The sequence below is a fragment of the Sphingomonas mali NBRC 15500 genome, assembly GCF_001598415.1.
GTDB classification, from domain to species: domain Bacteria; phylum Pseudomonadota; class Alphaproteobacteria; order Sphingomonadales; family Sphingomonadaceae; genus Sphingomonas; species Sphingomonas mali.
The window spans coordinates 146,281-161,057 of record NZ_BCYX01000003.1 but is presented as its reverse complement, the minus strand read 5'-3'; the positions used below and the strand labels follow the sequence as shown (position 1 = coordinate 161,057).

Annotated in this window: 11 protein-coding genes; 4 read left to right on the top strand and 7 right to left on the bottom strand. The window is 62.9% G+C overall.

The window, feature by feature from the left end; translation table 11 throughout:
• Positions 1–43: 43 nt before the first annotated feature.
• The 7 genes from SMA01S_RS04615 to bglX are packed head-to-tail and all read right to left on the bottom strand — an operon-like array spanning position 44 to position 7,936.
• A complete protein-coding gene (locus SMA01S_RS04615; protein WP_066817915.1) occupies positions 44–421 on the bottom strand; it encodes a Rieske (2Fe-2S) protein in 378 nt (125 codons plus the stop codon).
• Entirely contained in the window at positions 414–1,262 is an 849-nt protein-coding gene (locus tag SMA01S_RS04610) for a dioxygenase family protein (RefSeq protein WP_157093800.1), read from the bottom strand. Before SMA01S_RS04610 ends, SMA01S_RS04615 begins: the two co-directional genes overlap by 8 nt.
• Positions 1,259–2,377 carry a maleylacetate reductase gene (locus SMA01S_RS04605; RefSeq protein ID WP_066818696.1) on the bottom strand — a complete coding sequence of 373 codons (1,119 nt, stop codon included), beginning with the start codon at positions 2,375–2,377 and terminating at the stop codon, positions 1,259–1,261. The genes SMA01S_RS04610 and SMA01S_RS04605 overlap by 4 nt, the downstream gene beginning before the upstream one ends.
• The gene (locus SMA01S_RS04600) at positions 2,346–3,836 is read right to left on the bottom strand and encodes an aldehyde dehydrogenase family protein (protein WP_066817912.1); all 1,491 of its coding nucleotides are present in this window, start codon (positions 3,834–3,836) and stop codon (positions 2,346–2,348) included. The genes SMA01S_RS04605 and SMA01S_RS04600 overlap by 32 nt, the downstream gene beginning before the upstream one ends.
• A gap of 2 nt (positions 3,837–3,838) precedes the next feature.
• Positions 3,839–4,867, bottom strand: a complete 1,029-nt coding sequence (locus SMA01S_RS04595) for a hydroxyquinol 1,2-dioxygenase (protein ID WP_066817909.1) — start codon at positions 4,865–4,867, stop codon at positions 3,839–3,841.
• Between the two features lie 40 nt (positions 4,868–4,907).
• Positions 4,908–5,417 carry a cupin domain-containing protein gene (locus SMA01S_RS04590; protein ID WP_066817906.1) on the bottom strand — a complete coding sequence of 170 codons (510 nt, stop codon included), beginning with the start codon at positions 5,415–5,417 and terminating at the stop codon, positions 4,908–4,910.
• Between the two features lie 53 nt (positions 5,418–5,470).
• Positions 5,471–7,936 carry a beta-glucosidase BglX gene (bglX, locus tag SMA01S_RS04585; RefSeq protein WP_084250066.1) on the bottom strand — a complete coding sequence of 822 codons (2,466 nt, stop codon included), beginning with the start codon at positions 7,934–7,936 and terminating at the stop codon, positions 5,471–5,473.
• Positions 7,937–8,517: 581 nt separating this feature from the next.
• Between bglX and SMA01S_RS04580 the strand changes: the two genes are divergently transcribed.
• From SMA01S_RS04580 to SMA01S_RS04565, 4 genes are all read left to right on the top strand, one after another.
• Complete coding sequence (locus SMA01S_RS04580; protein WP_245649152.1) at positions 8,518–9,321, top strand: helix-turn-helix domain-containing protein; 804 nt, start codon at positions 8,518–8,520, stop codon at positions 9,319–9,321.
• Between the two features lie 602 nt (positions 9,322–9,923).
• Positions 9,924–12,272, top strand: coding sequence for a TonB-dependent receptor (locus tag SMA01S_RS04575; protein WP_084250065.1), 2,349 nt, complete (start codon positions 9,924–9,926; stop codon positions 12,270–12,272).
• A gap of 74 nt (positions 12,273–12,346) precedes the next feature.
• Positions 12,347–13,417, top strand: a complete 1,071-nt coding sequence (locus SMA01S_RS04570; protein WP_084250064.1) for an alpha/beta hydrolase fold domain-containing protein — start codon at positions 12,347–12,349, stop codon at positions 13,415–13,417.
• 93 nt (positions 13,418–13,510) lie between these two features.
• Entirely contained in the window at positions 13,511–14,557 is a 1,047-nt protein-coding gene (locus tag SMA01S_RS04565; RefSeq protein ID WP_066817894.1) for an alpha/beta hydrolase, read from the top strand.
• Positions 14,558–14,777: the final 220 nt, after the last annotated feature.

Genomic DNA, 14,777 nt, shown 5'->3' with positions numbered 1-14,777 from the left:
GATTGCTTGAGCGGCGCATCGCGGGGCGCAGAATTCTTGTGGGTTAGCGGCCAATCGCCAGCAGGCCGTCGTCGGAGAGGCTGACCGGAACGGGGATGAGCGATCGGCCCTCGCCGGCACCGGCAAAGCAGGCGCCGGTGTCCGCCCGGAATAGAGCGAAATGCTGCATGCATAGGATATGCCCGTCGCGGATGAACTGGTCGGGCGCATGGTTGAGCGGCAGCGAGAAATGCGGGCAGAGATTGAGATAGGCGCGCGCTTCGCCGCCCGCGAGGCGAACGACGAACATCGCGAAGGCGCTGCGACCGCGCCCGAAGCGATATTCTTTCGCGCCGCCTGCCGGGATTTCCGCCAAGGGACCGAGCAGGGTTCCGGGCAACGGTGCGTTGGGGCGCGTTCGCCAGAGGCCGGAGTCATCCATCCTGCCCCATGGCAGCACCGGCCAGAGTGAACGGATAATCGATCGCAAGGCTGCCATCGGCTCGTCGTTGCGGGCGGACGACGAGCGAAGACTTCACGCCGAACACCGCGTCGCTTTCGAGATAAGGATCGCCATCGATGAACAGGTGCGTGACGAGCGGGCGGCAACCGGTGGCGGTGATCATGAAATGGATGTGCGCCGGTCGGTTGGGATGCCGGCCGAGCGCCTGCAGCAAGTCACCGACCGGGCCGTCGTCCGGGATCGCATAGCTGACAGGCAGGATCGTCTCGAACGCGAAACTGCCGTCCGCCGCCGTTTCGAAGCTCGCGCGTAGGTGACCGGCGGGCTGTGCCGGATCCTGAACGTCGTACAGGCCGTTGGGCGCGGCTTGCCAGACCTCGACCAGCGCGCCACTGGTCGGCGTCCCATCCTGCGACCGGACCGTGCCGCGCATCCTCAATGATGCGCCCTTCTCGGCGCGCTTCAGGATTGATGTGCCGACGGGGAGGATGGGCTGCCTGCCGGCATAGAAGGGGCCGAACACCGTGGACTCGCTCACGCCGCTACCGCTCGCATGGTTCAGTGCATCGACCAGCATGGACACGCCGAGGAAGTCGGACAACAGAATGAATTCCTGCCGCTCCGCGCTGCACGTCTCGCCGGTGCGGGTAAGGAATGCGATCACGGCTTCCCATTCGGCGGCGGTGAGCCGTGTTTCGCGAATGGCGTCGTGCAGGTGGCGGAGGACAACCGACAGCACGTCCCGCAATCGGGCGTTCGGCGCTTTGGCCATGGAGTCGATCGCCGACTGGGTGATCGCGGCAAAGCTGGAGTCGGTCACGCGGCGGTGTCTTCTATCGGCGCCGGGGACTCGCCCGACCAGGCGCGCGCGATCAGCTCGCGGAGGGCGGCGCGTGTCAGCGGGCGCGGATTCCAGTAAGCGTTTTCCAGCACCTGATCGGTCGCCGTGTCGATGCCGCTCTCCGGCAGGCCGATGAGGCGAAGAGCGCGCGGTGCCCCGACACGTTCGGTCAGCGTGTAGAGTGCGTGCGCCGGATTCTCATCGCCCAGCGCCTGCCGCAGCATCGCCATCGCCTCGGGTATTGCCGGCGCGTTGTAGGCTAGCGCATGGGGCAACACGATCGCATGGGTTTCGGCGTGCGGGAGGTCGAACCCGCCGCCGAGCGTGTGGCAGAGCTTGTGATGCAGCGCCATTCCGACCGAGCCGAGCACCATGCCGCACAGCCATGCGCCGTACAGCGCCTGCTCGCGCGCCGCGAGATCGGCGCCATTCACGACGATGCCGGGAAGCGCGTCGGCGAGGGCGCGGATGCCTTCCTGTGCGACCAGCTGCATCACCGGATTGGCGTCGCGGGCATAAAGGCCTTCCACCGCATGCGCGATCGCGTTGATGCCGCTGGTGCCCGAAATGGCCGTCGGCAGGCTCAGCGTCAGCGCGACGTCGTAGAGTACCGCGTGGGGCAGGATGTCGGCCGAACGGCGCGTAGTCTTACGGCCATCGGCGGTCTCGCCGAGGATCGGGGTCATCTCCGACCCGGCATAGGTGGTGGGGATGGCGATGTGGCGCACGCCGGTCCGCACGGCCAGCGCCTTGCCAAGGCCGATGGTGGAGCCGCCGCCGAACGCGATGACGCCGTCCGCCGCCGATGCTTCCAGCAAGGCTTGGGCGCTGGCGGTCACATCGATCGGGGTGTGCATTCTCGCCCCGGCGAAGCTCGCGACGATCGTGTCGCCGAGCGACCGGGTGGCATCCAGCGCCTGTTGTGCCCGCTGCGGCGTGGAGAGCAACAGGGCGCGGCGCACGCCCTGTTGCTCCAGCACCGAGCCCAGATCGCCGATCGTGCCGTGCCCAAAGATGACCTGTGTCGGCAGGCCCCGATAGGTGAAATTCCGCACCGCCGGTTCAGCGCCGGTAGAAAGGCGGGATCTGCGCATCGACATTGATCCAGACTGACTTCGCCACTGTATATTCGCGCATCGCCTCGAAGCCCATCTCGCGACCATAGCCCGAGCGACCGACGCCGCCGAAGGGCGAAGCGGGATGTACGCGCTTGTAGCTGTTGATCCACACCATGCCGGCGTGCAGCTGTTTGGCGAAGCGGTGTGCGCGGGTGATGTCCTGCGTCCACAATCCGGCGCCAAGGCCGTATTCGGTGCCGTTGGCGATCGCCAGTGCCTCCTCGTCAGTGCTAAAGGTCAGCACGGTGACGAAGGGGCCGAACACTTCCTCCTGCGCCACCCGGTGATCGGGCTTCGCGCGGACGATGGTGGGTTCGACAAAGCATCCGGCGGCGAGTGCCGGGTCCGTCGGCGCCCGGCCGCCGGTCAGCACGTCGCCGCCCTGTTCGCGGGCGATGTCGACGAAGGACAGCACGCGCTCCTGGTGCAATCGCGAGGTGAGCGGCCCCATTTCGGTCTTCGGGTTCAGCGGGTCGCCCAGCCGGATCGAACGGGCGAGTGCGACGAACTTCTCGAGAAAGGCGTCGGCGATCGACTCGTGCAGGATCAGGCGTGATCCGGCGATGCAGGCCTGGCCTTGATTGTGGAAGATCGCGAAGGCCGATCCGCCGATCGCCGCGGGCAGGTTCGCGTCCGCAAACACGATGTTCGGTCCCTTGCCGCCCAGCTCCAGCTGCACCTTCTTGAGGTTGGCCGCCGAGGCCTCGACGATCCGGCGACCCGTCGCGGTGGACCCGGTAAAGGCGACTTTGCCGATGCCGGGGTGCTCCGCGATGCGCTGCCCGGCGTCCTGGCCATAGCCGGTGACGATGTTGACCACGCCGGCCGGAAAGCCGACCTGCTGCATCAACTCACCGATCCGCAACGTCGACAGCGGTGTGATCTCGGACGGTTTGATCACGACGGTGTTGCCGGCCGCGAGCGCCGGTCCGAGCTTCCAGCTGGTGAACATCAGCGGGAAGTTCCACGGAACGATCGCGCCGACCACGCCGATCGGCTCGCGCTCGACATAATTGAGGAAGCCCGCGTCGACAGGTACGACTGAGCCTTCCAGTTTGTCCGCCATGCCTCCGAAATAGCGGAAGCACAGCACCGTGCGCGGCACGTCCAGCGCGAGGCAGTCGCGGATCGGGTGGCCCGTATCGAGCGCCTCGATCCCGGCGAGATTGGCGGTATCCGCCTCGATCGCATCAGCGAGCTTGAGGAGCAGCCTGCCGCGCTCGTGCGCCGCCAGTGCCCGCCACGCCGGGAACGCGCGCTCGGCCGCTTTCACCGCGCGATCGACGTCGGCGGCGGTCGCGATGGCAACCTCCGCCAGCGTCTCGCCATCGAACGGGTTCGCCACCGAGATCGTGCCGCCTTCGGCGCCATCGCACCACTCCCCGTCGATCAGCAGCTTGGTCTGGAAGGAGGGGAGGGGATGGGGCCGCGCCATGTTTAGAACTGCACCGGTGTGACGGGGGCGGTGCCGTCCGCGATCATTTGAGGGATCTTGGGGGAGCCGTTTTCCCAGACGAGCAGCATCGACCGCTTGGTCGAATAGCCCTGATGGCGGATGTCGGCGGGCATGCAGCAGATGTCCCCGGCTCGGGCGAGCACACGCGCGCGCGGTTTTCCGGTTTCCTTGTCCTTCACGTCCCAGGTGATTTCGTCGGACAGCTGGAGGAACCACTCGCAGCGATCATTGCCGTGCTCGACCGGCAAGATGAACTCCTCGGAGGTCGGGCAGAAAAGGCTGTCTCCCACCACCGAGCAGACGCTGGGGTTCCAGGTGACGTCCGAGCGGGAAAGGTAGGCGAACAGGTTATAGGCACTCACTTCATGCTCGAAACCCGGCTCGGCCTCGACTAGCGGCTGGTCCTGCGGCACGTCGGCGAACTGGCGGTTGACCGGGAACCCAGCCTCGTCGGTGCGCAGCGGCGTGTCGCCGGGCAGGCCCACCATACGATGCGCGGTCACCCGCTGGCGCGTGATCGCCGCATCGTTCGTGCCCTGCTTCACGCCCCAAGGCACGCCCGTCTCCATTGGCGCCGCGAAGGGATCGTAGCCCTCGACGGTCCAGTCGGAGAGCAGCTTCTTGAAGGTTTCCATCAGTGCGGCGGACTGGAAGCGCTCCGAATAGTCCCGGCCGGCGCTGCGATAAGCGTCGTTGAAACGCCCGGCGAACATCGTCACTTCGCCATAATGGTTGATCGTGCCGAACACGGCGTCGAAATTCACCACGCCGTAGAAGAAGCCCCAGGCGACGTCGCGCATCATCGCGCGGAGGAATACGTCGATCGGGATGGTGTGCGTGCCGCCCGGCCAGGAGAGATGCGCGAAATATTCGTCCCGCACAAAGCGGAAGCCGCCGGCGCGAAAGGCGCGGAAGCCGGTCTGGTTGCTGATCTCCAGCGTTTCGGTGTCGGTGCTGGCGGTGCTGGTGTGTGAAGCGCTCGGGGCTTCATGCGATAGCGACATGGCCATGGACGTATCTCCTGAAGAGTCGGGAAAAGGCGCGGCGCGATCAGGCCGCGGTCTGGCAGATTTTCGCCCATTTCTGGACGGTAACGTCGCCGGCGATCGTCTGTAGCAGGATGACCGCCGGCTTGTCGGCGTGGAACCGATAGGCCGCGCCGACAGGCAGGAGGCCCTGATGGCCGCGGCCCAGTACGAGCCGACCCATCTTGCGGCCCTCCGGCATCGCATTGAGCAGTTCCACCGCTCCGTCCTGCTCGGGATCGACATGATCCTCGGGAACCGCGAGCTTGATAAGGTGCACGTCGACTTCGCCGTCCATGCACAGGACGAACTCGTCATGGGCGCTGGTGAACCAGGGCGAGGTGCCCTCCGCGCGGGCGGCTTCGATCACATATTCGAAATTGATGCCGACGGCGACGCGTTCGTAGGGCGCGCTGGTCTTGGCGACCTCGAAGACGTTCGAGAAGACATAATTGCGCGGATCGTCGTTGATGATCTCGACGCCACCTTTTTCATAGCCCTCGAGAGAACCGAACCGGGTAATGACATCGGACATCGTCTATCTCCTCTGCGTGCCACGAGGCCGCCAATCTGGGATCGTGCGACGGCTCATTTCCGAACGGAAAACGAGGTTGAGAGCGTCGCTTCGGAACTGTCGCCAACCCAAAGGTCGAAAGGAGCCTCGTCCGCCGTCCAGGAGCGGGTCGCGGCGCTCCAGTAGGTGCGATCCGCTGCCGAAAGGATGAACTTGACGGTGCGGACTTCGCCGGGCTTGAGCGTCAAGCGCTCGAACCCCTTGAGTTCGCGTCGCGGCCGGGAAGACGTACCGAAGCGTTGATGGATATAGAGCTGCGCGACTTCGTCGGCGGTGCGCTGACCGGTATTCTTGACATCGACCGATACGGAAAGCGGTTGGCCGGGCGCGACGACGGTCTTGTCGAGTTTCAGATTGGAAAAGGCGAACGTCGAATAGGAAAGGCCGTAGCCGAAAGGGTAGGTCGGCGCATTCGACGTATCCCAGTAGCGCTTCGCCGCATTCGGCAGATCGTGGGACAGATAATAAGAATAGACCAACGGAACCTGCGACGCGCTCGCGGGCCAGGTGAAGGGCAGCTTGCCACCCGGGACAGCGTCGCCGAACAACAGGTTGGCGACGGCATTTCCGCCCTGCGTACCGGGGTACCAGATGTCCATCACAGCTTGAGGCTTGGCCGCGCCGATCGTGAGCGGCCGACCGTTCATCAAGAGCAATACGACCGGTTTTCCGGTGGCGACGACAGCCTTCAACAATTCCCGCTGTCGGCCTGGCAGATCGAAACTGGACCGGGAAGCCATTTCACCGATCATCAGTGAATCCTCGCCGAGGACCAGCACAGCGACGTCCGATGCGGCGACGAGCGCCATAGCCCGCTTGATCTCCGCATCCTCGTCAATCGCTACTTTGGGCGGTCGCGGAACGAACGCCTCGAAGATCGATGGATTTTGCCGCGCGGGCATTTGAACACCAGCGGCGTATCCCACCCGGACGCCGGCCCCAACCTTGTGCCGGATCCCGTCCAATATGGTTACGGTCTCGCCGACATGGTGGTCGAACACCCAGGGACCAAGCGTGTCGAGCTTGGAGTCCGCCAGTGGCCCGATGACGGCGATCGACTTGATTGCGCTCGGCTTCAGCGGGAGCAAATTGCCCTCATTGCGGAGCAGGACGGCCGATCGCTCCGCCGCGACGCGCGCGGCGTCGCGATGCTCAGGCCTGGCGAGCATGGCCGCCGCCTTCTTCTCGTCCACATAGGGATTATCAAACAGGCCCATGCGCACCTTGGCCTCGAGGATCCGGCGAACCGCCCGGTCAAGCTCGGCCATCTGAATCTTACCGGCAGCCAATGACGCGGGCAGGGTGGAAAAAGCGCTTTGCCCGGGCATGCTCATTTCCATGTCGAGCCCAGCCGTGAGGGCTCGAATGCCCGCGTCCGTCGTTTCCGCGGCATATCCATGGGTCACCAGCGACTGCACCGCCATGGCGTCGCTTACCACGATGCCCTTGAAGCCCCATTGCTTGCGAAGGACATCGGTGAGGAGCCAGCGATTGCCCGCCCCGGGCACGCCGTTGAGCGCCATATAGGCGCTCATGATGCTGCCGGCGCCGGCATCCAGCGCGGCCTTGAACGGCGGCAGGTAGACGTTCCACAGCTGCTCGTCGGAGATGTCGGCCTGGTCATAGTCGCGCCCGCCCAGGGCCGCGCCATAGCCGGCGAAATGCTTGGGCCCGGCGATAATATGGTCCGCGCTGCCGATATAGGGACCTTGAAAGCCGAGGACCTGCGCGCGTGCCATCGCCGCGCCAAGATAAGGATCTTCCCCTGCGCCCTCCACGATCCGACCCCAACGCGGATCGCGGGCAATGTCGACCATCGGCGCGAAGGCCCAATGCACCCCGACGGATCTTGCCTCGGCCGCGGCGATCGTTTGCACCGACTGGACCATCTTCGGATCCCATGAGGCGGCCATGCCGATCGGCACGGGAAAAATCGTGCGAAGCCCATGGATGACATCAAAGCCAAACAGCAGGGGGATCTTCAGCCGGCTCTGCTCGACCGCAATTTTCTGAAGGCGATTGATTTCGGCTGGATCGGTCAGGAAAAGCAGCGACCCCACCCGGCCCGCGGCGATCGCCGCGTCGGGCTTCACGCCATTGGGCATGGTGCTGAAATCGAACTCCTGCGTGATCTGGCCCGCCTTTTCCGCGGGAGTCATGCGCGCAAGCAGAGCATCGACACGTGCTGCTACCTCGGCGTCGCTGACCGGGCCTTTGGCCCCAACAGGCGTGGCGCCGAGGATCAATGAGGCTGTCGCGAGCAGGCCCCAAAAACGTCCCTGGCGGCCGCGCAATCGGGTTCTCCTCTGCCGCCGCAACCGACCACTGGCCGCTGCACACCCTCGTCCGCAAGCGTTTCGCGTCAGGTGCCGCGGGGAGCGGTCCAATGCTGACCAAGAAGGTCCACGGTCGTTGATGATCTCGACGTCGCCTTCCTCGAAGTCCTCAAGAGAGCCGAATCGGCGGATGACGTCCGACATTGCCGATCTCCTCTGCCTGCCGCAGCGCTGGTTCGCGCTCGATTCCCGAAGGCGTTTGGCCCGTGGGCTGGTTGGGGCAACGCTAGAAGCGGAGGGACACCGTCTTCCTGCACAATATCAGCGTGCTTCGGCACGGCTTGCACGGTCACGCCCGAAGGTGGGTACGCGCCGACGCTACTCGACGGTGCGAAACGAGCTATAAAGCCAGCGATCGTTGGAGCGATATCGTATCACTTCAACACCGATCGAATCCATCACCTGGGCTTGTCGAGCTGACGAGCTCTAGGGACGGGGGCGGCAAGATCAGCGCAATCGATCGATGGTGCCTTCAACGGAGACGTTCTCCGTACGAAATGATTGAGCGTAGACAACGACTTCCATTGCTCTGGACCACAGATGGGCGACTAACGCCTGTACAATCGCGCGGTTTCTCGCCACACTTAATGCTAAAACCCGAAGGGTCGGCCGGTAGCGAGAGAGGATGGGACATGCGTACAGGGGAGGGATGTGGCCTCACCGCTGCCGACACTCATGGCATTCTGTTGCGTTCGGAGCATGAGATCCTGCGATCGAGCGACTCGTTGGAATGGCAGTCCTTCTACGCGTCGCATCAGCGCGAAAACCCCTATGCGGATGCATTTCGGGCCAATGAGCACCATTTGATCATCGTCCACATGAACGGCCCCGTTCGCATTCGGCGCGAGCTGAGCGGAGAGCGGCGGGAGGCGCGGATCGGCACCGGCGGCCTTTTTTTCCTTCCCGCTCAGCGCGACTTCGGCGTGGCGCTGCTGGCGCCATTGGAAACCGTGCATCTTTATGTGTCTCGCGCGCTCACCGACGCCGCCGTGCGGGAGCTATGTCGCGACGACATAGACGCGGTGGAATTTCTTCCCCGCATGGGCGAACATGATCCGCTGCTTGAGCAGCTGGCCCGACTGGCCTGCACGATGATGAAGGAAAAGCAGTCCGACCTCTTCGCGGACAGCGTCGCCCGTCTGATCGCGGCGCAGCTGGTGCGGCACCACGCGATCGCACGCCAGACCGAGCTGCCGCGCATTACCGGGCTCCAGCCGAGCCAGATGGCGCGGGTCCGGGCGGTGGTCGCGGAAAAGATGGAGGCGCCGCTCAGCGTCGACGATCTGGCGCGTGCCGCCAACCTGAGCCCGATCCATTTCGCGCGCCAATTCAAGCGCTCGACCGGACGGGCGCCCTATCAGTACATCATCGAGCAGCGCGTCGAGCGGGCACGCGAACTGCTGCGCGGCGACCTGCCGATCGCCGAGATCGCGGTACGGTGTGGCTTCACGCACCAGGAGCATCTGACCCGAATCTTCGGACGGACGACGGGGGTTACGCCCGGCGCCTATCGCCGCTCGATCCGCTGATCGGCGTCCGCCGGGTCATTGGGACAAAAGCCCTGGAGCCCGCTTCCGCGCTCAATAGAGCACGGCGAGGCGAACGTCGTTGCGAGCGCACTACGCTAGGCCCCCGAGGGGGCGACGGTCGATGCGGTTATAGCGGAAGAGCGTGATCGCGGCACAACGGGAAGGGGAGGCGCAGCAGCGCGACCGTCCTCCTCCCGATAATTGTTGCCCTGCTTTATAGTCGTTTCGTGCCCTCAAAATAGCACCGACACGCACGATCGTTCGCCTCATCGGCGCGCTGCGCTTTCGGGCGAAATCGTGCCGAGCCATGCCGAAGCGCGCTGATATTGTGCAGGAAGGCGGTGCCCCTCCACGCCTAGCATTCCCAACCAAGCCATTGGTCCGCGGCGTTCGGGAGGATTTAGACGCACAACGGAGAGGAGCTGATGATCAACGCGAAGGCAGCCTCGCTGCAGCCGGGAATTTCAAGTCCCGAATCGCGCGGCAATCCGTGGAGGCCAGTCCTACGGTGCGGCACACGCTTCCGATCCAGCTGTCATGCCGCGAGCATGGATCAGCAGCAATTTTTCACAGGCAATCACCGATAAAATAGGGGAGGAAATATGATTAATCGTCGCACTATGACCGCGTTCGGCTGCCTATTGGCCGGAACGTCCTTGTTTGCTTTCCCCGCTGCCGCGAGCGCTGATAAGGCCGCTACGGCCCAGCCCGATCAAACAACCGCGGCTCCGGCACCCGACCAAACGGCACCCGCGGCGGATTCCTCGAAGGTCGATGACATCATCGTGACGGCCGAGCGCCGCACGACCAATATCCAAACGGTCCCCATCTCGATTTCGGCGGTGTCCGGTCAGCAGCTTCAAGAGCGGCAAGTGGTTCGCATCAATGATCTTGCCAGCCAGGTACCCGGCCTGTCGGTTACCCAGAGCGGTATCGCGCAGAACGTGAACTTGCGCGGCCTCGGCAACAACTCGGTTTTACCATCCATTACGACCGGCGTTGCAGTGTTCCACGATGGACTCTACCAGCCCGAAGCCATCCTGCTCCTGACGCCATTCTACGATATCGCCGATGTTACAGTGTTGCGTGGGCCTCAAGGCACGATCGTTGGCCAGAACTCCACCGGGGGTTCGTTGCAAATCAATTCGCGAAACCCGGACCTGACCGGCGGCGTGAGCGGCTACATCGAAGCCATAGCGGGCAATTACAACGAACGCCGGGTCAATGGTGCTATCAACCTGCCGATTTCGGACGTTCTGGCGGCGCGCGTTGCGTTCAACGTTGAAAGCCGGGATAGCTTTTTCCACAATTATGGACCGAACGTTGCCGTTGGAACGAACGAGCCGAATTCTCAACCGGGAAGGGTTGAAGACCGCAATATCCGCGTCAGCTTGTTGTGGCGTCCCAGTTCGAACTTCGAAGCGGTGCTCAAGGCGGAACTCAACTCGAGTAATCCGGGAGGATTGACCGGACGGCCACGCCCGGCATGCAGCACGTGCGATCCGGCCTCGAGCTTCTACAATTATGGTTACAACGGCCCGAGCGTTTACAATGGGAATCGCACGTCGATGGGGCCATATGATCTCGCATATGACTTCGATGAGACCTGGCGCGAATATGCCGACCGATACAGCCTCGACATGCGTTACACCACCGATAGCGGGATCGTTTTCCGTTCGCTCTCCGGCTTCCAGCATCTAAAGCAGGTTCGGGCAGACGACACCGATTTCTCGGGTGCGCCAGGGGCAGCCGGTGGCGGGTACTTTTTGCAAGTGATCGGACCAAACGACAACTACTTTAGCCAGGAGTTCAACATTATTTCGCCGAACTCCGGCAAGTTCACCTGGCTCGTGGGCACGAGTTACTTCCGTCGGCACACGCCGGGTGGGGTTACCCTCTACTCGAGCGGCGTTCCCGCAACGCAAGATGGGACGGGCGCAAACCTGATCGTCGATGGCACCGTAACTCAACAGTTGATGGGCATCTTCGGGCAGGTCGGATACCAGCTTACCGATTCTCTGCAGATCCAAATCGGTGCACGCGAGAGCTTCGATAAGCTATCGTCCGGGGGGGCCGCACGCATCCCCGCAGCGAATCTGACTCTTCCCATCACAGGAGTGTACAAGAAGAATACGCCAACAGGCAAAATCTCGCTCAATTGGCAAGCCAGCCCCACGAACTTCTTCTACGCATTCGTTGCGAACGGCTACAAGGGCGGCGGCGTAAACAGCGCCAATGACTTCTTCGGACCCGAGAAGGTGATGGATTATGAGATCGGCTGGAAGAGCCGGTTTCTGGACAATCGCGTCAGCACACAGATTGGCGCTTATTACATGAACTATCGCGGCATGCAGCAGCAGGTGCTCAATCCGTTAACGACCCAGAGTTCGGTTCGAAATGTGGGCGATGCGAAGGTATGGGGAATCGAAGCTTCCGCGCAGGCTCGCTTCGGGCCTCTCTCGCTCGACGCTGGCTTGGCTTACAACAAGTCGAAGGTCGGTAGCATCACCGCCGTGGCCTCCTATCGCCTGCCAGGCGGATTCCTTGGGCCGCAATGTGCCTCGGGAGCGGCGAGTAACCCGCCACTTTGCTTCGACTATGGGCCGTACCTGGTGAATCTTTCGGGCCAGGCGAATCCATATTCGCCTGAGCTGACCCTCAACGCTTCGGTCGGTTATGCTATTCCGCTCGGCAAGGGTACGCTGACACCCCGCGTACAAGTTCAGCATACAAGCAGCCAGTTCGCGTCGATCTTCCAGGATACAGACTACTTCCTCATGAAGGGATACACGACGTTCGATGCATTCCTTCGATATGAAAACGGGCCCTGGCAGGCTGAACTATTCGGTCGAAACCTCGCCAACAAAACTTACGTCGTAGGTCTAATTAATTCCGCCGAATACCTTGGGCCGCGCCGGACCTACGGAGTCCGTGTGTCCCGCAAGTTCTGAGCTCCCTCAGGTGCCGCCGAGCCTCAACTCGGCGGCGCCGCCATCTCCCCATCTGGAATGTTGGCTGACCGCTTATGACACGAAAGAAGATCCGGGCCCTTGGGATAGCGGCAATCCTGACCGCGGTCATTGGAGCGATGGTCGCCAGGCCGGCGAGCGCCCAAAACACCGCGTTTAAGCCACCACTTCCACTCCCCGGACCGGCACCGACGGAGCGAGATGTCGCCTACGCCAAGTCCGACGCTGCGACCGGGCAGGGTCATTTGCTTGATCTCTACCTGCCTAAGGATCGCAGTAAGCCGGTTCCTGTCGTGATCTTCACGCACGGATCGGCCTGGATGGCCGACAACGGGAAGATGGATGCTCAGGGACTTGCGGCCATTCTGGTCCCGCGCGGTTATGCGGTCGCCGGCGTGTCGATCCGGTCGTCGACCCAGGCGCGCTTCCCTGCCCAAGTGTATGACATCAAGGCGGCCATTCGCTGGCTGCGGTCGAACGCCGGAAAATATGGTCTGGACGGTGGTCACATCGGCATCATCGGTGAAAGCTCGGGCGGCTGGACTTCGGCCATGGCCGCGGTGACAGGCGATGTCCCGGAACTGGAGGGAGGGGAAGGCGTCACCGGGATTTCCAGCGCGGTTCAAGCCGCGATTGCCTTCTACCCCCCGACCGATTTTCTGCAGATGGACCCTGCGGCCCTTCGCCCCTGCGATCCCAAGGCTCCGGCCTCGCTGACGGCGCCATTCTGCCACGCCTCAGCAGGCTCGCCCGAATCCCTGCTGATCGGCTGCGCGCTCAATAGCTGCCCCGACGCCGTCGAGCGCGCCAATCCGATCCGCTACATCAGCAAGGCCGATCCGCCCATCATGGTGATCCACGGCGAACGGGATTCCGCTGTGCCATATGGCCAGGGCGAGATGTTCTACCAAGCGCTCAACAAGGCGTGTCATACCGCCAGCTTCCTGAGCTTGCCGATCGCGGGACACGGCACCTGGTATCAGATGATGTCCGACCCGAGCCTTGCCTATGGCGCGACGATCCGGTCGACCAGCTCAGACGGCTGCAAGGTCGAGATACCTCAACCGGTAACGCCAAGCTGGGATATGATCGTCAGCTTCTTCGATCGGTATCTGAAATCGCGGTAGCGGTAGGCTGCTTTCCCACGAGTTCAAGCAACTGGTTTGGCGCGGCCCATCGTTCGCTTCACAGAAAAACATGACCACAACAGGAGAGCGCAAATGCTGAAAATTGGCAGACGTGATCTTATGATCGGCGCGGCCGCGTGTGGCTTCTTCGGGTCAAAGGCCTATTCGGCGGAGGCGAACCTGGCCTTCGTCGATCCAGAGCTCCGACCAATGGCGGCCGACATGATGAAGGCATCTGCCGGCCAGCCCCCGCTCAACGCTCAGACGCTTGCGGCGCAGCGTGTAGCCCTGGGGAAAATCTTCACGCTTCCAGCGTTGCCGTCGCCCAGCTTCACCAAGCACCTCGTCCGGAGCTATGACGGTTATATGGTGCCGATATATGTGGTCAACGCGCGACCGGGAAGCGACCGGCCCGCTATTCTCTACACGCATGGAGGCGGATTCGTCTTGGGCGATGCCGTTGGGAGGATTTGTGACGTACAAGCGTTAGCCGCCGAGTTGGATTGCGTGGTTGTTACCGTCGATTACCGGCTTGCTCCGGAAACGACGTTTAAGGGATCCATAGAGGACAATTATGCGGCTCTAAGGTGGCTGCATTCCAACGCACAGGACCTTGGCGTCGATCCTGCTCGGATAGCGGTCATGGGCGGAAGCGCGGGCGGCGGTCATGCCGCGCTGTTGGCGCTAACGGCGCGCGACCGAAAGGAAGTGAAACTTGCCTATCAGGCGCTGATCTATCCGATGCTCGATGACCGGACCGGCGTCACTCACCATCCTGCTTCTCCCATCGGCACGCTGGTCTGGAAAGAAGCAGAAAATCGATTTGGTTGGCAGTCATTTCTCGGTCAAGGACCGGGCACCGGTTCCGTCCCAGCCCAGGCCGTGCCCGCGAGATACAAGGATCTGGCCGGGCTGCCGCCCACCTTCATTGGTGTGGGTTCGATCGACCTGTTCGTGGACGAAGATATTGCATATGCGCATCGCCTCGTGGACGCCGGTGTTCCGACAGATCTTGTCGTCGTGCCCGGGGCGTATCACGGTTTCGATATCATCGGCCCCAACACCCGCGTAGGCAAATACTTCAACGCCGCAGTCTTGAATGCTCTTCGCCGCGGTCTCTCTATTCGCGAAAGTACCTAACCATGCCTGCAATGGGGCCGGGCTGTTGCCGTTTCAGAGCGATCATCCTGACTGTGAAACGGTGAAATGCCCACTGAAATCGCCTTCGCCTTTCCGCGTAGCGGGGGGCAGGCCCAGTGTGCCTTCTCCGCCAAACCGTGAGCCAGTTCCTGTCGGATCGTGAGGAGCGCCTGGGGACCGCGCCTGGCAGTCGGTGGTGTCGCTTGTCGGCGTGCCCCCT

Excerpts from the sequence above, each read along its gene's own strand:
- SMA01S_RS04615 (WP_066817915.1), bottom strand. The coding sequence starts at position 421 with ATGGATGACTCCGGCCTCTGGCGAACGCGCCCCAACGCACCGTTGCCC.
- SMA01S_RS04605 (WP_066818696.1), bottom strand. The coding sequence starts at position 2,377 with ATGCGCAGATCCCGCCTTTCTACCGGCGCTGAACCGGCGGTGCGGAAT.
- SMA01S_RS04600 (WP_066817912.1), bottom strand. The coding sequence starts at position 3,836 with ATGGCGCGGCCCCATCCCCTCCCCTCCTTCCAGACCAAGCTGCTGATC.
- SMA01S_RS04595 (WP_066817909.1), bottom strand. The coding sequence starts at position 4,867 with ATGGCCATGTCGCTATCGCATGAAGCCCCGAGCGCTTCACACACCAGC.
- SMA01S_RS04590 (WP_066817906.1), bottom strand. The coding sequence starts at position 5,417 with ATGTCCGATGTCATTACCCGGTTCGGTTCTCTCGAGGGCTATGAAAAA.
- bglX (WP_084250066.1), bottom strand. The coding sequence starts at position 7,936 with ATGTCGGACGTCATCCGCCGATTCGGCTCTCTTGAGGACTTCGAGGAA.
- SMA01S_RS04575 (WP_084250065.1), top strand. The coding sequence starts at position 9,924 with ATGATTAATCGTCGCACTATGACCGCGTTCGGCTGCCTATTGGCCGGA.
- SMA01S_RS04570 (WP_084250064.1), top strand. The coding sequence starts at position 12,347 with ATGACACGAAAGAAGATCCGGGCCCTTGGGATAGCGGCAATCCTGACC.
- SMA01S_RS04565 (WP_066817894.1), top strand. The coding sequence starts at position 13,511 with ATGCTGAAAATTGGCAGACGTGATCTTATGATCGGCGCGGCCGCGTGT.